Here is a 22,419-nt window from a genome sequence, read left to right on the forward strand (position 1 = left end):
AGACTCCGAACTGGCAGACGGGAGGGGATCAGGAGGCGAGGAAGTCGCGCAGGAGGGCGGCGACCGGCTCGGGATGGGACAGCGGTGCGAGGTGGCTTCCCGGGACGCTCTCCAGCCGGGCGTCGCCGTAGGCGGCGGCAAGGGCCTGCATCGTCGAGCGCGGCGTGCTGAGGTCGTCCTCGGGCGAGATCAGCAGTGTCGGGGGCGTGGAGTGGGGATGGACGTCGTTGACCTGCGTCATCGCGCGCAGGACCCCGGCGTGGGTCTTCGCGTCGGTGCGGAGCAGGCGGGCGTGGGCGCGCTGGGCGCGGGCGTCGGTGAGGTCGCTCGCGCCGGCACCGAACCATCGGTCGATGAGCGCGTCCGCCATCAGGGCGAGGCTCCCGGCGGAGAGGACCGCGTCGATGCGGTGCTGGGCGCCTTCGAGCGCCGCGTCGTCGAAGCGGTGCGCGGTCGCGATGAGCACCAGGTGCGAGACGCGCGACGGCGCGTCGGCCGCGAGCGCCTGGGCCACCATCCCGCCCATGGACAGGCCGACGACGGGCGAGGTCTCGATGCCGAGGTGGTCCCACAGGGCCACGACGTCGGCGGCCATCGCGCGCAGGTCGAGGTCGCTCGCGGCCGTGTCGCCGTGACCGCGCAGGTCCGGGGCGAGCACGCGATAGTCGGGTCCGAGCGCGTCGGCCAGCGGCTCCCACCACGATCCGTCGAGCGCGAGCGAGTGCAGGCACGTGACGAGGTGCTCCCCGGTGCCGTACACGCGGTACGCCACCTTCACGCCCTCCAGCGCGACCTGCTCGGCCGGCACGGTGGTCATGACTTCTTCCTCATGTTCATCACGGCGGCGTCGACCTTGTCGACCTCGTGGCGCAGGCGGTCCGACAGGTCCATGAAGTAGGAGCGGAACTCGGCGCCGCCGCGCATCTCCTGCGAGCGGGGCCGCTCCAGCTCGATGGCCATGTCGGCCACGATGCGTCCGGGGCGGCTGGCCATGAGGATGACGCGGTCGCTGAGCAGGATCGCCTCCTCGAGGTCGTGCGTCACGAAGATGACGGTCGGGCGCTCGGCCTCCCACAGGGAGATGAACTCCTCCTGCTGGAGCGCGCGGGTCTGCGCGTCGAGGGCCGCGAACGGCTCGTCCATCAGCACGACGCTGGGGCTCTGGACGAGCGTCCGGGCGATGGCCACGCGCTGGCGCATGCCCTGCGACAGGTGCAGGACGTCGGATTCGGCGAACTCGTCGAGCCGCACCCGGCGCAGCCAGGCGTCGGCCCGCTCGCGTCGCTCCTTCTTGTCGACGCCGTGGACCTCCATGGCGATCTCGACGTTGGACCGCACGCTGCGCCACGGCAGCAGGGCGTCACGCGCGAAGAGGAACGCCACGTCGCGCGAGGTGTGCGACACGGTGCTCTCGCCGATCTTGACCGTGCCGCGTCGCGGGTGCACGAGGCCGCCGGTCATCGACAGCGCGGTGGTCTTGCCGCAGCCGGAGGGCCCGACGATGCTCACGAACTGCGAGGGAGGGATGTCCAGCGTGAAGTCCTCCAGGACGGGGACCGCGCGGTCCCCGTGGATGAAGCTGTGGTGGACCTGGCTGAAGGTGATCCGCTGCCCTCGAGCTGCCGTTTCCGTCTTCGTCATGGTGCGTGCCTATTCCTGAGCAGATGGTGTCGAGCGGGGCTGGGACGCGACGTCGGTGGCGTCGATCTCGTCCGTGTCCCTGCACCCTGAACGCTCGGTGATCCGCATCACATGAGTCAAGGCTGGAACGGCCCGTTTGGTCTATCGCCCCGATAGGACCGGTTCGCTTGCTCTTCGGCGTTCGGCAGGGTGACGCTACTCACACATCGACCTTTCGAGAGGCAAGACGCATGTCGCAACGCACCATGGACCGGACCGCCACCGGGACCGCCACCTTCGACTTCACCGGGAGCTGCGCGGTCGTCACGGGAGCCTCCGGGGGAATCGGGTCGGCGATCGCCGAAGCCTTCGCCCGCGCCGGCGCCGACGTCGTGCTGCACGGCCGGAACGTCGAGGCCCTGGAGCAGGTGGCCGGGCGCGTCACCGAGCTCGGCCGGCGCAGCGTGATCGTCAGCGGGAACATGCGCGATCCCGGCACGTCCCGCGCGATCGTGGACGCCGCCGTCGAGGAGTTCGGATCGTTCGACATCCTGGTCAACAACGCCGGCGGCAACTTCGCGGCGCGGCTCGAGGACCTGTCGGTCAACGCCTGGAACGCCACGATCGAGACGAACCTCTCGGGGCCGTTCCACCTCGCCAGCGCCGCCTACGAGGTCTTCAAGGAGCACGGCGGCGGTGCCATCGTGAACATCGGCTCCGTCTCCGCGAACTACGCCCATCCCCTCCGCGGCGCCTACGCCGCGGCGAAGGCGGGTCTGTCGTCCCTCACGCGCACCATGGCGTGGGAGTGGTCCGAGGCGAACGTGCGCGTCAACTGCATCGAGCCCGGTGCCGTGCAGACGCAGGCCTCGCGGTTCGTCGACCCGGACCTCGAGCGCCGGATCGCGTCCTTCAGCGCGCGTCCCCGCGTGGGCCGGCCCGAGGACATCGCCAGCATGTGCCTGTTCCTCGCGTCCGACGACGCCGACTACATCACGGGCGAGACGATCAAGGTGGCAGGTGGGCCTCCCATCTCGAGCCCGGCCGAGCTCGCCCTCATCCGACCCGAGCAGGGAGAGTGACCACCATGTCCACCACGATGGAGAATCCGCCGACGAACGAGGTCGAGTCCACGACGATCGCGGCCGCCGTGGGCCAGGAGATGTTCGCCGAGCGGCGCAGGCGGGAGCGGCGTGCCCTCATCCTGACGTGGACCCTGCGGATCGTGGCCCTGGTCGTGTTCATCGGCCTGTGGGCGATGGCCAGCAACAACGCGTGGATCGATCCGTTGATGATCTCGCACCCGAAGGACGTCGTCATCGCGGCGTTCAACGAGGTGCAGGACCCCACCTTCTGGACCGACGCCCTCAGCACGTTCAGCGGAGCCATGGTCGGCCTGGCCGTCGGATCCGTGCTCGGCATCTTCGTCGGCGTCGTCTTCACGCACGTTCCCGTGCTGGAGCGGGCGTCCGGCCCGTTCCTCACGCTGTTCAACAGCCTGCCCCGCCCGGCGCTCGCGCCGATCTTCATCCTGTGGTTCGGCCTGGGCTTCACGCCCAAGGCGCTGGTGGCCGCCAGCGTCGTGTTCTTCCTGCTCCTCACCGCGACGAGCGGCGCCCTGCGCGGGATCGACCACGACGTCAACATGCTGGGCCGGTCGCTGTCGCTGACGCCGTGGCAGCGGTTCCGCAAGATCGAGCTGCCCAGCGCCCTGCCCACGATCATCGGCGCGCTGCGCCTCGGTGCGGTCTACTCCGTCCTGGGTGCGGTCCTGGCCGAGATGGTCGGCGCGTACTCCGGCCTGGGCCAGCGCCTCGTCGTCATGACGAACAACTTCCAGGTGGCCGAGTCGTTCGCGGTCCTGCTGGCCATGGGCTTCATGGCGATGTCGCTCGACTACGCGATCTCCCACCTGGAGCGCGTCGTCCGGAACCGGTCCAAGTGAGCGCGGCTCCGCTGGTCGTCTCGGGCGGGAGCTCCGGGATCGGCGCGGCGATCGTCCGCCACCTGGCGCCGCTCCGGCCCCTCGTCAGCATCGACCGCGCGCCGATGGACGAGCTGCCGGAGAACGTCACCGAGGTCATCGGTGACCTCGCCTCCGCCGAGGGCGTGCGGAAGGCCGCGGACGCCGTGCGCGAGCTGACCGGCGGCAGCATCAGCGGCGTCGTCCACTGCGCCGGGGTCGCCACGTCGGTGGGCCCGCTGGCCGACATGGACGTGGCCGAGTGGCAGCGCGCCATCGACGTGAACCTCGTGGGTGCGATCGCGATGGGCCAGTACTTCGGGCCGCTCGTCCACGACGACGGCCGCTGGGTGTACTTCTCGTCCGGCACCGCGCTGAAGGGTCCGGGCGGGATGGCGGCCTACGTCGCGTCGAAGGCGGGGGTCATCGGCCTGACCAAGAGCCTCGCCGCCGAGCTCGGCGGACGGGGGATCACCGTGAACGTGGTCGCGCCCGGCTTCGTGCTGACGCCGCTGTCGGCCCACCTGTCCTTCGCCGAGCCGGCGAACCTGCAGACGCGGGCCATCCAGCGCTCGGCCACGGTCGAGGACTTCGTCGGACCCGTCGACTTCTTCCTCTCCGAGGGCGCGAGCTTCGTGAGCGGCCAGACCCTGGTCGTCGACGGCGGCTCCTTCAAGCACTAGGGGCCGGTGTCGTGAAGGCAGTGCAGATCACCGAGTTCGGCGGACCCGAGGTGATGCGGGTGACCGAGCTCCCCGTGCCGCGGCCGGGGCCGGGCGAGGTCCTGGTCCGTGTCGCGGCCGCGGGCGTCAATCTCGCCGACACCAGGATGCGCTCGGGGCACTACCCCGTCCCGCTGCGCCTGCCGTTCGTCCCCGGCTTCGAGCTCAGCGGTCACGTCGACTCCGTGGGACCGGGTGCGGCCTCCCTGGCGCGCGATCCTCGCGTGCTGGCTCCCGGCACCCCGGTGGTGGCGGTCCATGCCCACGCGGCCTACGCCGAGTACGCGCTCGTCCCGGCGGACATGCTGCTGCCGTTGCCGGAGGGCATCGACGTGGTGGCTGCCGCCGCCGTGCCGGTCGCCTACTCGGTGGCCTGGATGGCGCTGCACGACCGGGGAGGCCTCCGGCCGCACGAGACGGTCCTGGTGCACGCCGCGGGCAGCGGCGTCGGGCTGGCCGCCGTCCAGCTGGCGGCCGCTGCCGGCGCCGAGGTGATCGCCCTGGCCAGCACGCAGGAGAAGCTCGACCTCGCCAGGGCCGCGGGAGCGTCGGTCGCCCTGGGCTACCAGCCGCACTACCCGACGGACGACCTGCACCTCTGGCTCGACCGCGGGGCGGACCTCCTGATCGACGGGGTCGGCGGGCCGGTGCTGGCCGAGGGGCTGTCGCTGCTGCGCCCCGGCGGTCGCGCCGTGTGCTTCGGGCAGTCCGCCGGCGAGCCGATCGACCTGGACCTCTACCGCGCGGTGATTCCCCGGCAGCTCGACCTGCGCGGGCTGGCGAGGGGCGCCCTCGTCGACTCGCGTGATCCCCGGGACCGTGGGCTCGTCGCCGACGCCGTCGCCCACGTGCTCGATCTCTGGGCCCGGGGCGCGCTGGCGGACCCGGTCGTCCACCGGCTGCCGCTCGCTGAGGCAGCCGAGGCTCACGCGGCGATGTCGGACCGCTCGCACACGGGCAAGCTGACGCTCGTACCCGACTGAGTCCTACGTCGAGGGTCGCCGGGTCGTCCCGGCGCGGGCGATGCGCAGCAGTGCGTCGACGGAGTCCGGCAGGCGCCGCTCCATCAGCCAGATCGCGGTCAGCGGCCGCCAGAGGTCGAGGTCGGTGGTGACCTCGACGAGCCGTCCGGTCTCGAGCTCGGAGGCGACGGCGCGCCGGGAGACGACGGCCGGGCCGACCCCGGCTCGCGCGGCACCGATCAGCGCCGTGGTGGAGTCGGCCTCCATCGCGAGGTGGGGCTCGAACCTCAGCGCGCGCTCGAACGTGCTGCGGGTCCCGCTGCCGGTCTCGCGCAGCACCCACGCCTCGTTCCGCAGTGCTTCGTGCGGGACGGGGGTGCTGCGCCGGGCCCACGGGTGGCGTGGGTCGACGACCACGGCCAACTGGTCCGATCCGACGAGCCGGTGGGCCAGGTCGCGGGGGACGGCGGCGCTCTCGATGAACCCGACGTCCACCGTGCGCGACCGGACGAGCTCGGCCACCTTCTCGCTGTTGACGACGTGGAGCCGGGGCCGGACGACCACCGATCGGCTGCGGAGCTCGCCGAGCCAGCGGGGCAGGATGAACTCGGCGATGGTCAGGCTCGCGGCCACCTCGAGCTCGGCGTGCCGCTCGTCGCTCAGCGCCGTGAGCGCGGCGCGCATGAGGTCGACCTCGTGCAGCACGGTGCGGGCCCACGAGACGATCGCGAGCCCGTCGGTCGTCAGGGCCGTCCCGCGGGGCGACCGGTCGGCGACGGTCACCCGCCAGCGGGCCTCGAACGAGCGGAGCCGGGCACTCGCGGCGGGTTGGCTGATGCCCCGGGCCTGGGCCGCCGCGCTGAGGCTGTTCAGCTCGGCGAGATCCACCAGCAGGCGCAGGGTCTCCATGTCGACGTCGGGAGTCATCACCTTTGTTTATATCCCACGTCGATCGCGGGGTCTACTGCAGCGGACCGCACTCGGCGATGGTCGAAGCATGGCCCTCACCCTCGACGCCCGGACCTCGGGATACCGGCTCGCGCCCGCGCTCGTCGCGGCCGCGATCGCGGCCGGGGTGAACCTGATGTTCCCCCTCGCGAGCCCGCTCCTGGTCGCGCTGGTGCTCGGCGTCGTCGTCACGAACACGCCTCTCGCCCGGCACCGGATCCTCCACGACCAGGAGCGGCTCACGAAGCTGCTGCTGCGCTGGGGCGTCGTCATGCTCGGCATCAAGCTGCCGATCGACGCCGTGTTCGGGATCGGGGTGGGCGGCGTCGTCGTGGTGATCGGCACCGTCCTGATCACCTACTACGGCACCCTGGCCATCGGCACGCGGCTCGGCCTCGAACCGCGATTCGTGACCCTCCTCGCGGCCGGTTTCTCGATCTGCGGCGCGGCCGCGATCGCTGCGGTCGCCGACACCGTCCGAGCCCGCCAGCGCGACGTCGCCCTGGCGGTGGCCCTGGTGACCGTCTTCGGCTCGATCATGATCGCCCTCGTCCCGTGGGCCGCGCACCTGATCGGACTCGACGACGCCCAGGCGGCCGTGTGGGCCGGCGCCAGCATCCACGAGGTCGCCCAGGTCGTCGCCGCCGGATCCGTCCTCGGCGGCGGAGCCGTGGCGCTGGCCACGACCGTGAAGCTCGGGCGGGTCGCCATGCTCGCGCCCATGTCGATCCTCGTGGCCCGCCGCTGCGCGGTCGAGGGCGCACCGAAGGCGCCCCTGCTGCCGTGGTTCGTCGTGGGCTTCATCGCCGCCGTCGCCCTGCGGAGCACCGGTGTGCTGCCGGAGTCCGCGCTCACCGTCGCGGGCGTGGTGACCAACGTGCTCCTGGCAGCCGGGATGTTCGGGCTCGGGCTCGGGATCCGGATGCGGGAGCTGTGGCCCGTCCCCGGTCGCGCCCTGCTGCTCGCCACGCTCTCCACGGCCATCGCGGCGGGCTCCTCGCTGGCCCTGCTCGCGGTCCTGGTCTGACGGACGCTCCGCGGGCTGCACCGCTACCCTCGTCGGGCCGGCCGTGCTCCGAGCGTCCTGGGGCCCTGGGGCGGGGTGGGCCAGGCCATGAGAGGAGCGGCACGTGGTGAGGGACCTCTACGACGTGATCAATCGGCGCCGCGACACCCGCCGCGAGTTCACCGGCGAGCCGGTGGATCCGGAAGCGCTCCATCGGGTCCTGGCGGCGGCCCACTGCGCGCCAAGCGTGGGGATGAGCCAGCCGTGGGACTTCGTGCTCGTCCGGTCCCGGCGGACGCTCGAGACGTTCCGCGACCATGTGGCACAGGAGCGCGAGGTCTTCGCCGGCTCGCTCGACGGCGAGCGAGCGGAGACGTTCGCCCGGATCAAGATCGACGGGATCGTCGAATCAGGGCTGGGCGTGGTCGTCGGCTACGACCCCGACCGCGGCGGCTCCCACGTGCTGGGGCGCCATGCCATCGCAGATGCGGGACTCTACTCCGTGGTCTGCGCGATCGAGAACCTCTGGCTCGCGGCGACCGCCGAGGGCCTCGGCGTCGGGTGGGTGAGCTTCTACCGCGAGGAGTTCCTGGCCGACCTGGTCGGCTTCCCGGCTCCCGTCCGACCCGTGGCCTGGCTGTGCGTCGGGGCGGTCGACGACCTCCCGGACGTGCCCGACCTCGAACGCTTCGGGTGGCGGCACCGGTCGCCACTCGAGGAGGTGGTGCACGAGGAGACGTACCGGCTCAGGGCGTAGGCCAGCGCGTCCATGGTCCGGAACGAAGTTCGGCGACGCCGAACGCGGACAGGGCGATCACCACGGGCCACAACGCGAGGCGCTCGAGCAGGCCCGCGTCACCTTCCCCGGCGAGGACGAATCCCACGGCGGCCGCAGCAGTGATCGCGCCGGTCGCGAACAGCAGGCGCGACAGGTGCGGGTGGTCTCCTCGGACCCGGGCGGCCAGCACCAGCAGCGCCGCCGGTTGGGCGATGAAGAGGGGAGTCGCGGCGATCGCGTGGGCGACGCCGGCCTGGTCCTGGGGCGTCAGGCCGGTCGCGATCGAGCTCAGTCCCGCGATCACCAGCAGTCCCGCCGCCCACGGCCCCAGGCGTCGCGCGAGCCACACCGCGCTCCCGGTCAGGAGGACGCCGAAGACCACGAAGGATCCGTTCATCCACGCGTGCCGGGGGGAGCAGAAGTCAGGTGAGCAGCCGATCTCGCCGAGCCGGCTGACCGTGTCCGCGAGAAAGTCGTAGCCCCCGATCGTCGCCGCCGCGACGAGGATCTCGGTGCCGATGTAGAGCGGCCGCACGACCAGCGCCAAGGCGCCCCAGCGAGCAGCGCGGTCCGCGGCGAACCGGCGTGGGCGGGAGGCGGTCGGCATTCGCCCACCGTAGTCGGGCCACGCGCCTCAGGAGGGCGGCCCCGTCGGGTGCTGCGTGCGGGCGACCTTGCGGTCGGTCATGAGGATCCAGACGGCCAGGGCGACGCCGGAGCAGACGGCGAAGAGGAACAGCAGCATCGCCAGACCGGGGTAGCCCAGCAGCGTCCACGCCGACGGGACGCGCATCGTCAGGGCCGCGCCGAGGATCGTGGCCGCGATGATGATGCCGAGGGTCAGGCGGTTGGCGATCCGCTGCAGGACCATGTGCAGGCGCTCCTCGTCCATCGCGTCTACCTTGACCCGGAACTCGCCCTCGGCGAGGGCGTCCATGATCCGGTTGGCCCGCTTCGGCAGCTCGGCCACGAAGGTCTTCGACTCGATCGCGGCCGCGACGATCCCGCCCGGCGTCATGGTGAGTCCGGCGGTGAAGATGTCGCTCACGTTCTCGCGGATGGCCTCGGCGGGGGAGAAGCCGGGATCCAGGTGCGACGTCGAGCGGTCGAGGTTGAGCAGTGCCTTGCCGACCATCGACATCTCGGCCGGAGGGCGCAGCCCGTGGGCTCCGGAGAGCCGGCTCAGGTCGACCAGCACCGCGCCGACGGCGACGTCGGCGCCGCTGGCGATCGCCTCGGACACCAGGTGCGAGACGTCGTCGCGGAAGGCGCCCGCGTCGAACCCGTCCAGCGGGTGTCCCATGCTCGCGAGGATGGAGGCGGTCTCCTCGCCGTCGCCGTCGCTGATGGCCAGCAGCAGCTTGATGATGTCGTGCTGGACGCGCGGCGGGACCGACGCGGTCATGCCGAGGTCGAGCAGGGCCAGCCTGCCGTCGTCGGTGAGCAGCAGGTTCCCGGGGTGGGGGTCGGCGTGCAGGATGCCGGCGTCGAGGATCATGCGCAGGTAGGCGCTGAACAGCTGCTCGACGATGGGCCGGGCGTCGAGGTCGACCAGGCCGAGCTGGCCGATGTCGGTGACCTTGCGGCCCTGCACGAAGTCCATCGTCAGGACCTTCGAGGTGGTGTACGCCGGCACGGGCTGCGGGACGAGCAGCAGGTCGTACGCGGCGGTGAGCTCGCCGAACGTCACCAGATTGCGCGCCTCGCGGCGGTAGTCGAGCTCGCCGGCCAGGGAGCGGCGGAACTGGTCGAGCAGGCGCCCGAAGCCGAACCGGTGGCCGACCTCGGTGCGCTTGTCGGCCAGCCGGGCCAGCCGGCCGAGCACCTTCATGTCCTCGCGCACGACCTCGCGCACCCCCGGCCGCTGCACCTTCACCACGACCTCGCGGCCGTTGCGCAGGATCGCCCGGTGGACCTGGCCGAGGGAGGCCGCGGCCAGCGGCTCGGGGTCGAACTCGCTGAAGCGCTCCCTCAGCGTGGCGCCCAGCTCGGTCTCGACGACCTCGCGGACGGTCTCGAAGTCGATCGGGTCGACCTCGTCCTGCAGCCGCTCCAGCGCCGTCGTGTACGACGCGGGCAGGAGGTCGAAGCGCGTGGACAGCAGCTGGCCGAGCTTGATGAACGTCGGACCCATCCGCTCGAGGTCGTCGGCGAAGGCCTCCGCGCGCTCGGCGTCCCCGAGGGGAGTCTCGTCGTCGATGTCGAACTCGTCGAGCTGGGCGCCGGCGAGGAGGTCGGACCTGCCGTGGCGTCGCACGAGTCGAGCCAGCGCGACGTACCGGTTGTCGTCCAGAATCGTCATGGCGCAAGCATGCCGGTACTGGCCGGCGCGCGCGCCGGTTCCCCTACGCGCCGTCGAGGAGCCTCTGGACGATCGGTCCGTACGCCGCCTCCGCCGCATCGAGGTCGGCGAGGAGGGTGGGGGACTCGAAGAAGCGCAGCGTGGTCGCCAGCCCCAGGAGGGCCGCGACGGCCAGCTCGGCCCGCAGTTCCGGGCGCGGGCCCTCGAGGAGCCTGGTCAGCGGCTCGACGTAGCCACTGAGGAACTTCGCCCGCACACACTCGGGGTCGGGAGCGTTGACCCGCAGGATCATCGCGCGCCCCAGGTGCTCGAGGTCTCCGCGCCGCTGGCGGTCGACGAGCTCGGTGACGAGAGCCGGTCCCAGCCGCGAGAGGGGGACGTCGGGCAGGACCGGTGCGCTGATCGTGGCGGTGCGGTGGAAGAGCTCCTCCTTGCTGCCGGCCACCTTCATGACCAGCGCAGGGGAGGTGCCGGCGCGGGCCGCGATCGCGCGGATCGTGACCTCGGGGTAGCCGTTGCGCGCGAACAGCTCGGCGGCGGCTCGCCACACGGCGGCCCGCAGGTCCGCGGGATCCGGAGCCGTCATGCGAGCGGGGTTCCCAGCGTGAGGTCCGCGGTGCGGTTGGCCTCCCACATGGTGACGGGGCGGGCCCCCGTGGCGCCGTTGTCCGCGATGGCGCTCAGCACGTAGCGGCCGTTCGCAGGACGCGGCACCGCGTAGCGACCGTGCTCGTCGGTGCGTGTGGAGTGCACGGCCTCGCCGGCGTGGTGGGTGAGGATGACCAGGGCGTCGGCGATCGGGGCGCCGTCGGTGTCGCTGATGGTGCCCTCGAGGGTCAGCCGGTGGCGCAGGACGAGGGGCGGGAACCGCGAGTCGTCGTCGAGCGTCACGATGCGCGACCGCGGCTGCCAGCCGTCGGCGGAGGTCACGACGAAGTAGTCGCCACGCCCCGGGACGGCGACGCTGACCTGCCCCTCGGAGTCGGCCTGGCCCCAGTCGACAGCGGCGCCCTCGGTGGTGAGCACGGTGACGACGGCGTTGCGCACGGGCCGGGCGTGCTCGTCGACGACGCGGCCGCGCACCACACGCGTGGGCCGGCTCGTCGTCGCGGTCCCGGACCGGTCGGCCTCGGGTGCGAAGTCCGGCATCCGCAGGGTCGGGAACGTGACCGCGGCGCTCAGCACCGCAGCGGCCGCCGCGATCCAGAACAGCAGCTTGAGCGCGCCTTCGCTCGTCGCCTCCTCGCCACCGATCGTCACGATCGAGGCGGACGTGACGGCCGCGACGATGGCGCTGGCGGTCGTGGTGCCGATCGAGCGCAGCAGGACGTTGAGGCCGTTCGCGGAGGCCGTCTCCGTCACGGGGACGGCGCGCATGATCATCGTGGGCAGCGCGCCGTAGACCATCGCCGTGCCCGCACCGACCACGACCGAGCCGATCACGACCTGCGTCAGGTTGTCGCTGAGGAACACGCGCGCGACGTACGTGACGCTCATGATGAGGCAGCCGGACAGGGCCGTGACCTGCGGACCGAAGTGCCGTGTGAGCCAGGCCGAGACGGGCGCCATGAGGCCGAAGGCCGCTGCGTTGGGGACCATCCACCATCCGGTCTCGAGGACGCCGAGCCCGAGCCCGTACCCCGACTCCTCCGGGAGCTGGAGGAGCTGGGTGGTGAGCAGCATGTTGGCGAACATCGCGAAGCCGATGAGCACGGACGCGGAGTTCACCAGGACGACCGCGCGCCGCGACGAGACGCGCAGGTCGACCAGCGGGCTCGGCGTGCGCAGCTCGAGCGGGACCCAGATCGCGAACAGGATGCCACCGCCGGCGACGAGACCGAGCGTCGTCGGCGAGCCCCAGCCCCAGATCGAGCCCTTGGAGATGGCGAGCATGAGGGCGGTCAGGGCGCCGGAGAGCAGCACGGCCCCGCGGATGTCGAACGTGCCGCGGGTGCGGACGGGGGACTCGGGAAGCACCACCATGGCCGCGACGAGCAGGACCAGGCCGACGGCGCCGGTCACCCAGAAGATCGCGTGCCAGTCGAGGTGCTCGGAGATCAGGCCGGCCACCGGCAGGCCGACCCCGGCGCCGATCGCCAGCGTGGCGCTCATCAGCGCGACGCCGAGGGGGATCCGCTCGCGCGGCAGCTCGTCGCGCATGATCGCGATGCCGACGGGGACGACGGCGGTGCCGACGCCCTGGAGGGCGCGGGCGAAGATCAGCAGGGCGAGATCATCGCTGAGCGCGCCGACCATGGAGCCCAGGACCGAGATCCCGAGCGCGAGCACGATCATCCGGCGCTTGCCGTACATGTCGGCCAGTCGCGTCACGGTCGGGGTGGCGATGGCGCCGGTGAGCAGCGTCGCGGTCACCAGCCACGAGGTGTCGTCGGCCGACGCGCCCACGAGGTCGGGCAGCATCGGCAGCAGCGGCAGCAGGAGCGTCTGCTGCAGCGACACGACGATGCCGCACAGCGACAGCGTCGTCACGATCAGCGCGGCACTGCGCGCCGGCGGCGCGGGGCGCTGCGCCGCGGCCGCGGAGGGCGGGGAGGAAGTCACTCAGGGTCCGTTCGGAAGGGCGTGAACGCTTGTTCACGCCCTAGTCAATCAGGTTCTCGCGCTCGCCGCGAGGCCGCGCCGAGGCCGTTGTCGTCCCGGAGTTGCAGGCGTACAGTCGAATGAAGGTCGATGCCGACCTCGAGCGAACGGAGAGCATCATGGCCACCGCGCACCTCCACCTACCGCACGTTCACGTCCCGCACGTCGGGCAGCCGCAGGACCAGTCGCATCTCGAGGGCACGAAGCCACCCCGGCTCGGCGGGATCATCCTCGGCGTCGGCTTCGTCGTCGCTCTCGTGGCGTGGGGGGCCGCGCTCGTGGCGCTCCTCAGCATGGGACCCGCCCGCGCGGGATACGTCTCGGGTCCGGTGGCCGCCTGGACGGCCCTCGCCATCGCGTCGGCGATCAGCCTGTTCATGATGGGAATCTGGAAGGCGCATCGCGCCTGATTTGCCCCGAGATCCCAGCCCTCGGACGCGTTCCCATCCGGATCGGCGAGGTCTCCGAAGCCCCCTCAGGAGGTCGGAAGCTCCGGCCGCTGAAAAGGGGAACATCATGAAGAAGGCAATCCTCGCGTTGCTGACGGTCGTCCTGAGTCTGGGGATGGCGACCGCCATGGGTACACCCGCACACGCCGCGTCGAAGAGCACGGCCAAGAAGGTCGGCTACACGCGCGTCGCGGTCGCTCCGGCCGTGTACGAGCTCATCGGCAGCGCCGGCATCACTCCCGCGCCGGTCCAGGGCGCCAAGGCCGGTGCCTACAAGGGCACGCTGGCCGCGTCGTTCCCGATCACCGGGTACCGCCTGAAGGGCCTGCAGATCAAGCACAGCGGTGGCCTGAACCTGAGCGCCGGCGCCTCGACGATCACGGTGTCGGACTTCAACATCGACCTCGCGCGGCAGCGCGTCAGCGGCAACGTCTCGGGCACGGTCGGCAACGTCGGTCGCGTCGACCTGTTCAAGATCCGCAGGTCGGATCGCCGTGACCTCGGCGCCGTGAGGCTCACGCTCACCGACACCGCCGCCGGGGCGCTCAACGCCACGTTCGGCGTGAACGCATTCGCCGAGAACGCCACCTTCGGCTACGCCACGCCGAAGCCCTTCTCGCGGTTCTGAGAGAGCAGGAAGGCGGCCCCATCCCACCTGGGGCCGCCTTTCTCGTGCGAGAGTTGTCCCGTACTCGTCCCCTCCAGTGATCCGCTCCACCCACGAACCATCGGAGGAACCCATGAACGGACCGCAGAAGACTCTCGCCACCGCGCTCACCGCCGGCGTGCTCGCCCTCGGGCTGGGCGCGTGCGGGCAGTCGCAGGAGGAGAAGGAAGCGGCCGCGTGCGACGCGCTCGACGAGCTCGGCACCACGCTCACCGAGGTGGGCTCCACCCTGACTGCCGACTCCACGGTGGAGGAGTGGCGCGACGCGCGCTTCGAGGTCCGCAAGGCGATCGACAAGGCCGAGGACAAGGTGGACGAGGCCGACGAGGCCGCGTGGGACGAGGTCGACGACGCCTGGGAGCGGTTCGAGGACGGGGTTCAGAACGTGGACGGCAGCGCGACCGTTCCTGAGGCGACCGCCTCGCTCGCTTCGGACTTCGAAGCGGTCAAGTCCGCCCGCGAGCGGGCGGCTTCCGGCCTGAGCTGCTGACCCGGTCCGATGGGAGGTTGATGCGTCAACTTTGATGGGTATGATGTTGATGTGTCAACCAATCGGAACTACGGGCATCCTCTGCGGTTCGGCGTCGAGACCTCGACGCCCGCCGAGCAGGGCCATGACGTCGCGCTCCTCGTCGGCGAGGACGTCGATGCGCTGACGCTCGCAGCGTGGTCGGCCGCACGCACCGAGAACGTGGTGCTCGCGCCGCGGATCGCGGTGGGTGACCGTTCGGCGGCGATGATCGCGCGCGCGGCGGGCAGTCTCCAGTCTCTGTCGGACGGCCGGGCCGAGGTGGTGCTCGAGTCCGATGACGCGGACGCGGTGGTGGACGCCGTCGAGGCTGTCCGGGCCCTCGAGGTCGACCGGCCTGTCCCGGTGTGGCTGCAGGGAACCGCCGCGGAGACCGTCGCACTCGCCGGGGGGATCGCCGACGGGCTGGTCATCGATCTCGACGCGCTCGGCACCGAGGGACTTGCCGAACTCAACGCGGCCCTCGACCGCGCCGCGATCGAGGCGGGACGCGACGTGCGGGAGGTCCGCCGCGCGGTCACGCTCAGCGAACCCGCGGTCGACGACCTCATCACGCTGGTCGTCGAGCACGGCATCAGCTCCTTCGTGCTCCGATCGGGCGCCGTGGACGAGGCGTTGGCCCGCGCCGTCCGCGCGGGCGCCGAGCGCGCCCTGCCTCCCGGTGCGCTGTCCGCGCGCCCGGTCCGCCGCGCCGACGTCCGCGCCCTGAGGCGCCCGGGCATCGGCTACGACCTCGTCCCCGAAGGCCTCGCCGAGACCGCCGTCGAGCCCGGCGATCCCGCGTTCGCCTCGGTCCGCTCCACGTACCTGCGCGGCGGCGACCCAGGCCTCGTGCTGCGTCCGTCCACCGTCGATGAGGTCGTCAGTGCGATCGAGTTCGCGCGCACCCACCGGCACCTCCCGCTCGGCATCCGCAGCGGCGGCCACGGGATCAGCGGCCGCTCCACGAACGACGGTGGCCTGGTCATCGACCTCGGCCGGCTCGACGAGATCACCGTGCTCGACGAGGAGCGCCGGCTCGTCCGCATCGGTCCCGGCGCCCGTTGGCGCGACGTGGCCACCGCGCTGCAGCCGCACGGCTGGGCGCTGAGCTCCGGCGACTACGGGGGAGTGGGCGTCGGAGGCCTGGCCACCGCGGGCGGCATCGGATTCCTCGGCCGCAAGCACGGCCTGACGATCGACCACCTCACGGCCGTCGAGATGGTGCTGGCCGATGGCACCCTCGTTCGCGCCTCGGCGGACGAGAATCCCGAGCTGTTCTGGGCGGCCCGCGGCGCCGGCGCGAACTTCGGCGTCGCCGTCGCGTTCGAGTTCGTCGTGGACGAGGTGGGCGACGTCGGCTGGGCCCAGCTGACGTTCCGCGCCCCGGACCCCGCGGCCTACCTCGAGGCCTTCGGCCGGGTGGTCGCCGACCTGCCGCGCGAGACCACGCCGTTCCTCATCCTCGACCAGGGCATGGCGCAGATCATGGCGATGGTGGACTCCTCCGACCCCGAGGTCATCATCGGCCAGCTCCAGCCGTTCGCCGACGCCGCTCCGCTGACGCAGCAGCAGGTGGTCATCGCCCCCTACGCCGCGGTGATGAACATGTTCCCCGAGTCCCCGCACCAGGGCCGCGGAGAGCCCGTCTCCCGGTCGGTCCTGACCCGCGAGATCACGCCGGGCTTCGCGTCCGCGTCGGCCGACTTGATCAACAGCGGCGCCTCGCACTTCTTCCAGATCCGCACGGTGGGCGGCGCCATCGCCGACGTCCCCGCGGACGCCACCGCCTACGCGCACCGCGACGCCAGCTTCTCGCTGACCGTCATGGGCTCGAACGCCCAGCGCCTCGACCGCTGGTTCGAGCCCGTGCGCCGCCAGTCCGACGGCCTCTACCTCAGCTTCGAGAGCGGCCGGGGTCCCGCGCGGATCGCCGACGCGTTCCCTCCCGCCACGCTCGAGCGCCTGCGCCGGCTCAAGGCCGAGCTCGACCCCGACAACCTGTTCCGCGACAACTTCAACATCGTCCCCGCCGACACGAGGAGTGCCTCATGACCGACACCACCGACTACGGACACGACCTGCTGTTCGGCACCTTCGTGACGCCGGTGAGCCGACCCGTCCACCGGGCGGTCGAGCAGGCGGTCGTGGCGGACCGCGCGGGCCTGGACCTGGTGACCTTCCAGGACCACCCCTACGTCGCGAAGTTCCACGACACCTCGACCCTGCTCGCGTACGCGGCGGCCAGGACCGAGCGGATCCGGTTGGCGGCGAACGTCACCAACCTCCCGCTGCGGCCGCCGGCCGTGCTCGCCCGCTCGATCGCGACGCTGGACCAGCTCAGCGGCGGCCGGGTCGAGCTCGGCCTTGGTGCCGGCGCGTTCTGGGACGGCGTCGAGGCCATGGGCGGCCCTCGTCGCACGCCCGGCGAGTCGATCGAGGCGCTCGAGGAGGCCATCGCGATCATCCGCGGGATCTGGGACACCGAGGACTCGAGCGTCCTGTCGGTGCGGGGGAAGCACTACGACGTGCACGGCGCCAAGCGCGGCCCCGCTCCGGCGCACCCGGTCGAGATCTGGGTCGGCGCCTACAAGCCGCGCATCCTGCGGATGACCGGTCGCGTGGCCGACGGCTGGCTCCCGTCGCTGTCCTACCTGGAGAAGGGGCCCGCGGAGCTGGCCGACATGAACCGACGGATCGACGACGCCGCGGTCGGCGCGGGCCGCGACCCTCGCGACATCCGCCGCTTCCTCAACCTCGCCGGCGACCTCTCGGCCGAGCAGCTGGCGGACATCGCGCTGACGTACGGCACGAGCGGGTTCATCCTGCCCTCGGACGACGCCTCCACGACTGAGCGATTCGCCGCCGAGGTCGTGCCCGCGGTCCGCGAGCTCGTCGCGACGGCCCGCGGAACGAGCCATGACTGAGTGGCTCGACGCCGAGGAGCAGCGCACGTGGCGCGGCGTCCTGGCGATGCACGACGACCTGATGACCGCCCTCGCGCAGGGACTCAAGGCGCAGTCCGACCTCTCGGCGGCGGACTACGCCGTGCTGGCGAACCTCTCGGAGGCGCCCGACGGCGTGCTGCGCGCGCGTGAGCTCCGCTGCCTGCTGCGCTGGGAGAAGAGCCGGCTGGCCCATCACATCCGGAGGATGGAGCAGCGTGGCCTCGTGCGCCGCGACGCGTGCCTGGACGACGGTCGAGCCCCGCTGGTGAGCATCACGGCCGATGGCCGGACCGCGATCGACGCGGCCGCGCCGACGCACGTCGCGCAGGTGCGCGAGCTGTTCTTCGACGTGCTCACTCCCGCCCAGCTCACCACGTTGAGGGAGGCGGCGGAGGCGGTGGTCGCCCGCATCGCCCTCAGCGAGGACGATGCGGACGCCGGCTGCTGATCACTTCCCGATGATCGGCTTCTTCGGGGTCAGCCCGCTGATCAGCAGGCTGAGGCCGGCACCCACCAGCCAGATGTCCTTCGCGATGGCCGTGCCGTCCTGGCTCGGCCGGAAGCTCGATCCCTCGGCGGTCATGCCCGGCGTCTTCAGGTACATCTTGATCATGCCGCCGCCGAACGCGGTCAGGGCGGCGCCGGCGATCGCCGACGGCACGAAGGGCGCCAGCAGCGCGGCACCGAGGGCGATCTCGCCTTTGCTCAGTGCCTTGCCGAACGACTCCGGATCCATGTCTGCCGCCTGAGGGACGGCGTTGGCGGCCATGCCCTGGAGTCCCGCCGCTGCCTCGGGCGGGAGGTTCCGCTTGTTCAGGCCGCTGTTGAGGATGAAGGCTCCGGTGGCGAGTCGCAGCGGGACATGGCTCAGCTTCATGGGGATCTCCTTCGAGGTGGGTTCCCCTTCACGCTACGTCGGAACTCGCCTCGCCGCGCCTCAGGACGGTGACCGCGAAGTCGGCGCCGGCCTCGAACGGATCGAGGTGCCAGGTCGAGAACCGGTGCTCGACGTGAGCGATGCCGCGGCTGGCCAGCGTGGCCAGGTCGGCGTCGTACTGCTCGAACGGGTACGTCGCCTCCGGCCGGCAGCCGATCACGACGCGCCCGCCGGGACGGGTCACCTCGCACAGCCGCTCGAGGACCCGCAGCTCGGTTCCGGGCGCCACGAAGACCAGCACGTTCCCGGCGCAGATCACGAGGTCCATCGTCTCGCCGCCGACGTCGGCCGTCGTCAGCTCGCTGAGGTCCGCCACGGCGTAGGACGGGCCCGGGTGATCGGACTCCGCGGCGGCGATCAGCTCGGGATCGACGTCCACCCCGAACGCCACGTGGCCGGCGGCCTGCAGCGCCGCGGCCATCCGACCCGTGCCGCAGCCCGCGTCGAGGATCCGCGACCCTCGGTCGGCCAGCATGTCGGCGAACCTCGCCTCGCCGAGCAGGTCCTTCCCCTCGGCCTCCAGGGCGCGGAAGCGCTCGACGAACCACTGCGAGTGGCCGGGCTGGGTGTCGGTGAACCACCGTGGCTGCCGGGAGGAGGAGGTCATGCGGCCATCCTCCTCCAGAGGTGTCACGGAACGGGCACGGCCGGTGTCTCCATGCTGAGCGACCTCGACCGAGGTCCGACGAAGGAGACGTCATGACCAGCTCGTTCCGCATCCCCGCCGCGCCGATGACCTCGCCGGTGGCACGCGCCGTCTCGGCGGCCGCTCGCCGCATGTACGGCCGCGTCCCGGACCTGGTGCCGGTGATGTGGCACCACCCGAAGGTGCTGCGCTCGGTACTGGCGTGGGAGCGGCGCGTCGGCACGTGGGACACGCTCGACCCGCACCTCAAGTCGTTCGCGGTGATGGCGTCGGCCGCGAGCATCGGGTGCAGCTGGTGCCTGGACTTCGGCTACTACCTGGCGCACGACGAGGGTCTCGATGAGCGCAAGGTGCGCGAGGTGCCGCGCTGGCGCGACTCCGACGTCTTCACGCCGCTCGAGCGCGAGGTGATGGCCTACGCGGAGGCGATGACGGCGACCCCGCCGACCGTCACGGACGAGCAGGTCGCGAGCCTGCGTGAGGCGTTGGGCGACGCGGCGCTGGTCGAGTTGACCATGATGGTGGCCGTGGAGAACCAACGATCGCGCTTCAACTCCGCGGCCGGCCTGGCCAGCCAGGGCTTCAGCGACGTGTGCGAGCTGCCGTTGGCGGCTGCCCCGACGATGGAGTCGCAGTGACCGACGTCCTGGCCGAGTTCACGGCGCACCGTCCACTGCTGTTCACCGTGGCCTACGAGATGCTCGGCTCCGCGGCGGACGCCGAGGACGTGGTGCAGGAGGTCTGGCTGCGCTGGAGCGCGGACGACCGCGAGGACGTGCAGGACCCACGCGCGTACCTCGTGCGGATCGTCACCCGCCTGGCGCTCAACCGCCTGCGCTCACTCGCCCGGCAGCGTGAGTCGTACGTCGGCCCGTGGCTGCCCGAGCCGCTCGAGACGGTGCCCGACGTCGCCGACGACGTGGCGCTCGCCGAGTCGGTATCGACGGCGATGATGCTCGTCCTGGAGACGCTCGGCAGCACGGAGCGCGCCGTCTTCGTGCTGCGCGAGGTCTTCGACCTGCCCTACGACGAGATCGCCGCGGCGGTGGACCGCACGCCGGACAACGTGCGCCAGATCGCGCGGCGGGCCCGGGCGCACGTGGCCGCGCGTCGCCCTCGGTCGGAGGTCACGGCCCAGGAGCGCACCGAGGTCCTCGTGCGGTTCCAGCGAGCCATCGCCGAGGGCGACCTGCAGCAGCTGCTCGACGTGATCTCGCCCGATGTCGTGCTGATCAGCGACGGGGGAGGCAAGGCCAGCGCGGCGCGCCGGCCGATCCTGGGTCGCGACAGGGTGCTGCGCTTCCTGGCCGCCGTCATGCCGGCCGACATGCGGGTGGAGGCGGTGTGGATCAACGGCGAGAACGGCCTCGTGATCCGCGAGGCCGGAGCCGTGACCGCGATCGCGACCGCCGTGGTGGAGGGCGGCGTGGTCACGACCATGCACGTCGTACGGAACCCGGACAAGCTCTCGCTGCCCGGGCCCGTCCGCCTCTCGCGCTGAGCTCAGGAGAGCCTGCGGCGGTAGACCGTCATCGCGAGCACGTAGGCGGCGACGAGGAGCGCGACGCACCACGCGACCGCCACCGCGAAGTCGCTGCCGACGGGCTGCTGGTCGAGCAGGCCGCGGATCGCGTCGACGATCGAGGTGACCGGCTGGTTCTCCGCGAACGCGCGCACCGGGCCCGGCATCGTCTCGGTCGGCACGAACGCCGAGCTGAGGAACGGCAGGAAGATCAGCGGGTAGGCGAACGCGCTGGCCCCGTCGACGGTCTTCGCGGTGAGGCCGGGGATGACGGCCAGCCACGTCAGTGCCAGCGTGAACAGCACCAGCAGGGTGAGCACGCCGAGCCACGCGAGCGGTCCGGCGCCGGAGCGGAAGCCCATCAGCAGCGCCACGCCGACCACGACCGCGAGCGACACGAGGTTCGCCACGAGCGACGTCAGCACGTGCGCCCACAGCACCGACGACCGGGCCACCGGCATCGACTGGAACCGCTCGAAGATCCCGCCCTGCAGGTCCATGAACAGCCGGAACGCGGTGTACGCGATGCCGGACGCCACGGTGATCAGCAGGATTCCCGGCAGCAGGTAGTCGACGTACGCCTCCGTGCCGACCTCGATCGCGCCACCGAACACGTAGACGAACAGCAGCATGAACATGATCGGCATGATCGTCGTGGTGATGATCGTGTCGGGGCTGCGCAGGATGTGCCGCAGCGAGCGGCCGGTGAGTGCCGCGGTGTCGCCACTGAAGTGCGTGGTCATGCTGCCTCCCTCTCGAGGATCGCGAGGAACACGTCCTCGAGACTCGGCTGCTTCTCGACGTACTCGACCTTCGCCGGCGGCAGCAGCCGCTTGAGCTCGGCCAGCGTGCCGTTCGCGATGATCCGGCCCTCGTGCAGGATCGCGATGCGGTCGGCCAGGTGCTCCGCCTCGTCCAGGTACTGCGTCGTCAGCAGCACCGTGGTGCCGCCGTCGGCGAGCTCCTTGACCGTCTGCCAGACCTCGATTCGTGCCTGCGGATCGAGGCCGGTGGTCGGCTCGTCGAGGAAGATCACCGGCGGGCTGCCGATGAGGCTCATCGCGATGTCGAGTCGACGACGCATGCCACCGGAGTAGGTGGAGGCACGGCGCCCGCCGGCCTCGGTGAGGTCGAACCGCCGGAGCAGCTCGTCGGCCACCGCGCCCGGATCGGGCAGGTGCCGCAGCCGGGCGACCAGGACGAGGTTCTCGCGACCGGTCAGCATGTCGTCCACGGCCGCGAACTGGCCCGTGAGACTGATCGCGCCGCGCACCTCGGCACCCTGCGTGCGCACGTCGTACCCGGTCACCGTGACCTCGCCGGCGTCGGCGCGCAGCAGGGTGGCCAGGATTCGCACGAGCGTGGTCTTGCCCGCCCCGTTCGACCCGAGCAGGGCGAAGACGGTGCCCGGAGCGACCTCGAGGTCGACCCCGCGCAGCACCTCCACCTCGCCGAACGACTTCCGGAGCCCGTGCACGGCGATGGCGCTCATGACTCCGCCCGTGCGATCGCCTCGTTCAGCCGCTCGCGCTCCTTCGTGAGCCAGCGGCCGGACGGGTAGTTCGTGATGAAGTCCTCCACGAACGCCACCGGGTCGTCGCCCACGATGTCGCGCACGGCGGTGCCGTCGGCGGCACTCTGCTCGAACAGCTCGACGAGGTCGTCGAACATCTGCAGCAGGCCGTCGGCGTCGCTCACGAACACCGCTCCCACCCGCAGGAGGTAGTGCTCGACGGCCTCCGCCGCCGCGCGGTGCGGCTGGGGGAGTGCCGCCAGGCGCGCCTTGTACTGGCGCCACTGCTTCTTCTCGCCGAACATCCGCGTGATCGGGTTCGTCATG

At 71.7% G+C, this 22,419-nt stretch carries 26 protein-coding genes; 14 read left to right on the forward strand and 12 right to left on the reverse strand.

All coding sequences use genetic code 11. The features are described 5' to 3' along the window. Nucleotides 1-28 precede the first annotated feature (28 nt). Together B5D60_RS11990 and B5D60_RS11995 are read right to left on the reverse strand one after the other, a co-directional pair. A complete protein-coding gene (locus B5D60_RS11990) occupies nt 29-817 on the reverse strand; it encodes an alpha/beta fold hydrolase (RefSeq protein ID WP_078700379.1) in 789 nt (262 codons plus the stop codon). Beyond that, entirely contained in the window at nt 814-1,641 is an 828-nt protein-coding gene (locus B5D60_RS11995; RefSeq protein ID WP_078700380.1) for an ABC transporter ATP-binding protein, read from the reverse strand. The genes B5D60_RS11990 and B5D60_RS11995 overlap by 4 nt, the downstream gene beginning before the upstream one ends. A 230-nt stretch (nt 1,642-1,871) precedes the next feature. On the opposite strand from B5D60_RS11995, the gene B5D60_RS12000 reads away from it, so the two are divergent. From B5D60_RS12000 to B5D60_RS12015, 4 genes are read left to right on the forward strand one after another with little or no spacing between them, the layout of a single operon-like run. Next, complete coding sequence (locus B5D60_RS12000; protein WP_078700381.1) at nt 1,872-2,702, forward strand: SDR family NAD(P)-dependent oxidoreductase; 831 nt, start codon at nt 1,872-1,874, stop codon at nt 2,700-2,702. Nucleotides 2,703-2,707: 5 nt separating this feature from the next. Next, nucleotides 2,708-3,565 carry an ABC transporter permease gene (locus tag B5D60_RS12005; protein WP_153302996.1) on the forward strand — a complete coding sequence of 286 codons (858 nt, stop codon included), beginning with the start codon at nt 2,708-2,710 and terminating at the stop codon, nt 3,563-3,565. After that, a complete protein-coding gene (locus B5D60_RS12010; RefSeq protein ID WP_078700383.1) occupies nt 3,562-4,266 on the forward strand; it encodes an SDR family NAD(P)-dependent oxidoreductase in 705 nt (234 codons plus the stop codon). The genes B5D60_RS12005 and B5D60_RS12010 overlap by 4 nt, the downstream gene beginning before the upstream one ends. Before the next feature lie 11 nt (nt 4,267-4,277). Beyond that, a complete protein-coding gene (locus B5D60_RS12015; RefSeq protein WP_153302997.1) occupies nt 4,278-5,288 on the forward strand; it encodes a quinone oxidoreductase family protein in 1,011 nt (336 codons plus the stop codon). 3 nt (nt 5,289-5,291) lie between these two features. Here the strand turns inward: B5D60_RS12015 and B5D60_RS12020 are convergent, their stop codons facing one another. Continuing rightward, nucleotides 5,292-6,194 (reverse strand): LysR substrate-binding domain-containing protein, encoded by a 903-nt coding sequence (locus tag B5D60_RS12020; RefSeq protein ID WP_078700385.1) that lies wholly within the window; start codon nt 6,192-6,194, stop codon nt 5,292-5,294. 70 nt (nt 6,195-6,264) lie between these two features. On the opposite strand from B5D60_RS12020, the gene B5D60_RS12025 reads away from it, so the two are divergent. Both B5D60_RS12025 and bluB read left to right on the forward strand, forming a co-directional pair. Further along, on the forward strand, nt 6,265-7,242 hold the full coding sequence (locus B5D60_RS12025) for a YeiH family protein (protein ID WP_172806353.1): 978 nt from the start codon (nt 6,265-6,267) through the stop codon (nt 7,240-7,242). 103 nt (nt 7,243-7,345) lie between these two features. After that, entirely contained in the window at nt 7,346-7,978 is a 633-nt protein-coding gene (bluB, locus tag B5D60_RS12030; protein WP_231948734.1) for a 5,6-dimethylbenzimidazole synthase, read from the forward strand. Here the strand turns inward: bluB and B5D60_RS12035 are convergent. Genes B5D60_RS12035 through B5D60_RS12050 form a run of 4 tightly spaced genes read right to left on the reverse strand, consistent with a single transcriptional unit; the run spans nt 7,968 to nt 12,863 of the window. After that, nucleotides 7,968-8,606, reverse strand: coding sequence for a DUF998 domain-containing protein (locus B5D60_RS12035; protein WP_078700387.1), 639 nt, complete (start codon nt 8,604-8,606; stop codon nt 7,968-7,970). The genes bluB and B5D60_RS12035 overlap by 11 nt on opposite strands. 27 nt (nt 8,607-8,633) lie before the next feature. After that, nucleotides 8,634-10,301 carry an ABC1 kinase family protein gene (locus B5D60_RS12040; protein WP_078700388.1) on the reverse strand — a complete coding sequence of 556 codons (1,668 nt, stop codon included), beginning with the start codon at nt 10,299-10,301 and terminating at the stop codon, nt 8,634-8,636. Nucleotides 10,302-10,344: 43 nt separating this feature from the next. After that, nucleotides 10,345-10,887: a TetR/AcrR family transcriptional regulator gene (locus tag B5D60_RS12045; RefSeq protein WP_078700389.1), complete on the reverse strand. Its 543-nt coding sequence runs from the start codon at nt 10,885-10,887 to the stop codon at nt 10,345-10,347. Further along, nucleotides 10,884-12,863, reverse strand: a complete 1,980-nt coding sequence (locus B5D60_RS12050) for an MFS transporter (RefSeq protein ID WP_078700390.1) — start codon at nt 12,861-12,863, stop codon at nt 10,884-10,886. Before B5D60_RS12050 ends, B5D60_RS12045 begins: the two co-directional genes overlap by 4 nt. Before the next feature lie 119 nt (nt 12,864-12,982). Between B5D60_RS12050 and B5D60_RS12055 the strand changes: the two genes are divergently transcribed. From B5D60_RS12055 to B5D60_RS12080, 6 genes are all read left to right on the forward strand, one after another. Beyond that, the gene (locus B5D60_RS12055) at nt 12,983-13,312 is read left to right on the forward strand and encodes a hypothetical protein (RefSeq protein ID WP_078700391.1); all 330 of its coding nucleotides are present in this window, start codon (nt 12,983-12,985) and stop codon (nt 13,310-13,312) included. Between the two features lie 106 nt (nt 13,313-13,418). Further along, a complete protein-coding gene (locus tag B5D60_RS12060; RefSeq protein ID WP_078700392.1) occupies nt 13,419-13,979 on the forward strand; it encodes a hypothetical protein in 561 nt (186 codons plus the stop codon). A gap of 112 nt (nt 13,980-14,091) precedes the next feature. Continuing rightward, nucleotides 14,092-14,508 (forward strand): hypothetical protein, encoded by a 417-nt coding sequence (locus tag B5D60_RS12065; protein ID WP_078700393.1) that lies wholly within the window; start codon nt 14,092-14,094, stop codon nt 14,506-14,508. 51 nt (nt 14,509-14,559) lie between these two features. Next, nucleotides 14,560-16,581, forward strand: a complete 2,022-nt coding sequence (locus tag B5D60_RS12070; RefSeq protein WP_078700394.1) for an LLM class flavin-dependent oxidoreductase — start codon at nt 14,560-14,562, stop codon at nt 16,579-16,581. Then, nucleotides 16,578-17,453, forward strand: a complete 876-nt coding sequence (locus B5D60_RS12075) for an LLM class flavin-dependent oxidoreductase (protein ID WP_078700395.1) — start codon at nt 16,578-16,580, stop codon at nt 17,451-17,453. The genes B5D60_RS12070 and B5D60_RS12075 overlap by 4 nt, the downstream gene beginning before the upstream one ends. Next, the gene (locus tag B5D60_RS12080; protein ID WP_078700396.1) at nt 17,446-17,922 is read left to right on the forward strand and encodes a MarR family winged helix-turn-helix transcriptional regulator; all 477 of its coding nucleotides are present in this window, start codon (nt 17,446-17,448) and stop codon (nt 17,920-17,922) included. The genes B5D60_RS12075 and B5D60_RS12080 overlap by 8 nt, the downstream gene beginning before the upstream one ends. On the opposite strand, the gene B5D60_RS12085 is transcribed toward B5D60_RS12080, so the two are convergent. Continuing rightward, the gene (locus tag B5D60_RS12085) at nt 17,923-18,351 is read right to left on the reverse strand and encodes a hypothetical protein (protein WP_078700397.1); all 429 of its coding nucleotides are present in this window, start codon (nt 18,349-18,351) and stop codon (nt 17,923-17,925) included. 28 nt (nt 18,352-18,379) lie between these two features. Continuing rightward, nucleotides 18,380-19,018 carry a class I SAM-dependent methyltransferase gene (locus B5D60_RS12090; RefSeq protein WP_078700398.1) on the reverse strand — a complete coding sequence of 213 codons (639 nt, stop codon included), beginning with the start codon at nt 19,016-19,018 and terminating at the stop codon, nt 18,380-18,382. Nucleotides 19,019-19,110: 92 nt separating this feature from the next. Here B5D60_RS12090 and B5D60_RS12095 point away from each other — a divergent pair, with 92 nt between their 5' ends. Next, on the forward strand, nt 19,111-19,695 hold the full coding sequence (locus B5D60_RS12095; protein ID WP_078700399.1) for a carboxymuconolactone decarboxylase family protein: 585 nt from the start codon (nt 19,111-19,113) through the stop codon (nt 19,693-19,695). Then, nucleotides 19,692-20,558 (forward strand): RNA polymerase sigma-70 factor, encoded by an 867-nt coding sequence (locus B5D60_RS12100; protein ID WP_197684314.1) that lies wholly within the window; start codon nt 19,692-19,694, stop codon nt 20,556-20,558. The genes B5D60_RS12095 and B5D60_RS12100 overlap by 4 nt, the downstream gene beginning before the upstream one ends. A gap of 2 nt (nt 20,559-20,560) precedes the next feature. Here the strand turns inward: B5D60_RS12100 and B5D60_RS12105 are convergent, their stop codons facing one another. Genes B5D60_RS12105 through B5D60_RS12115 form a run of 3 tightly spaced genes read right to left on the reverse strand, consistent with a single transcriptional unit; the run spans nt 20,561 to nt 22,418 of the window. Next, on the reverse strand, nt 20,561-21,322 hold the full coding sequence (locus B5D60_RS12105; RefSeq protein WP_078700401.1) for an ABC transporter permease: 762 nt from the start codon (nt 21,320-21,322) through the stop codon (nt 20,561-20,563). Continuing rightward, a complete protein-coding gene (locus tag B5D60_RS12110) occupies nt 21,319-22,071 on the reverse strand; it encodes an ABC transporter ATP-binding protein (RefSeq protein ID WP_078700402.1) in 753 nt (250 codons plus the stop codon). The genes B5D60_RS12105 and B5D60_RS12110 overlap by 4 nt, the downstream gene beginning before the upstream one ends. After that, complete coding sequence (locus tag B5D60_RS12115; protein ID WP_078700403.1) at nt 22,068-22,418, reverse strand: DUF1048 domain-containing protein; 351 nt, start codon at nt 22,416-22,418, stop codon at nt 22,068-22,070. The genes B5D60_RS12110 and B5D60_RS12115 overlap by 4 nt, the downstream gene beginning before the upstream one ends. Nucleotide 22,419: the final 1 nt, after the last annotated feature.

The organism is Aeromicrobium choanae (assembly GCF_900167475.1).
Taxonomy (GTDB): domain Bacteria; phylum Actinomycetota; class Actinomycetes; order Propionibacteriales; family Nocardioidaceae; genus Aeromicrobium; species Aeromicrobium choanae.

Bases quoted from the DNA above. Each gene is read 5' to 3' on its own strand.
- B5D60_RS11990 (WP_078700379.1), bottom strand. From the start codon at position 817: ATGACCACCGTGCCGGCCGAGCAGGTCGCGCTGGAGGGCGTGAAGGTG.
- B5D60_RS11995 (WP_078700380.1), bottom strand. From the start codon at position 1,641: ATGACGAAGACGGAAACGGCAGCTCGAGGGCAGCGGATCACCTTCAGC.
- B5D60_RS12000 (WP_078700381.1), top strand. From the start codon at position 1,872: ATGTCGCAACGCACCATGGACCGGACCGCCACCGGGACCGCCACCTTC.
- B5D60_RS12005 (WP_153302996.1), top strand. From the start codon at position 2,708: ATGTCCACCACGATGGAGAATCCGCCGACGAACGAGGTCGAGTCCACG.
- B5D60_RS12020 (WP_078700385.1), bottom strand. From the start codon at position 6,194: ATGACTCCCGACGTCGACATGGAGACCCTGCGCCTGCTGGTGGATCTC.
- B5D60_RS12025 (WP_172806353.1), top strand. From the start codon at position 6,265: ATGGCCCTCACCCTCGACGCCCGGACCTCGGGATACCGGCTCGCGCCC.
- B5D60_RS12035 (WP_078700387.1), bottom strand. From the start codon at position 8,606: ATGCCGACCGCCTCCCGCCCACGCCGGTTCGCCGCGGACCGCGCTGCT.
- B5D60_RS12040 (WP_078700388.1), bottom strand. From the start codon at position 10,301: ATGACGATTCTGGACGACAACCGGTACGTCGCGCTGGCTCGACTCGTG.
- B5D60_RS12045 (WP_078700389.1), bottom strand. From the start codon at position 10,887: ATGACGGCTCCGGATCCCGCGGACCTGCGGGCCGCCGTGTGGCGAGCC.
- B5D60_RS12055 (WP_078700391.1), top strand. From the start codon at position 12,983: ATGAAGGTCGATGCCGACCTCGAGCGAACGGAGAGCATCATGGCCACC.
- B5D60_RS12060 (WP_078700392.1), top strand. From the start codon at position 13,419: ATGAAGAAGGCAATCCTCGCGTTGCTGACGGTCGTCCTGAGTCTGGGG.
- B5D60_RS12065 (WP_078700393.1), top strand. From the start codon at position 14,092: ATGAACGGACCGCAGAAGACTCTCGCCACCGCGCTCACCGCCGGCGTG.
- B5D60_RS12075 (WP_078700395.1), top strand. From the start codon at position 16,578: ATGACCGACACCACCGACTACGGACACGACCTGCTGTTCGGCACCTTC.
- B5D60_RS12080 (WP_078700396.1), top strand. From the start codon at position 17,446: ATGACTGAGTGGCTCGACGCCGAGGAGCAGCGCACGTGGCGCGGCGTC.
- B5D60_RS12085 (WP_078700397.1), bottom strand. From the start codon at position 18,351: ATGAAGCTGAGCCATGTCCCGCTGCGACTCGCCACCGGAGCCTTCATC.
- B5D60_RS12090 (WP_078700398.1), bottom strand. From the start codon at position 19,018: ATGACCTCCTCCTCCCGGCAGCCACGGTGGTTCACCGACACCCAGCCC.
- B5D60_RS12095 (WP_078700399.1), top strand. From the start codon at position 19,111: ATGACCAGCTCGTTCCGCATCCCCGCCGCGCCGATGACCTCGCCGGTG.
- B5D60_RS12105 (WP_078700401.1), bottom strand. From the start codon at position 21,322: ATGACCACGCACTTCAGTGGCGACACCGCGGCACTCACCGGCCGCTCG.
- B5D60_RS12110 (WP_078700402.1), bottom strand. From the start codon at position 22,071: ATGAGCGCCATCGCCGTGCACGGGCTCCGGAAGTCGTTCGGCGAGGTG.
- B5D60_RS12115 (WP_078700403.1), bottom strand. From the start codon at position 22,418: ATGACGAACCCGATCACGCGGATGTTCGGCGAGAAGAAGCAGTGGCGC.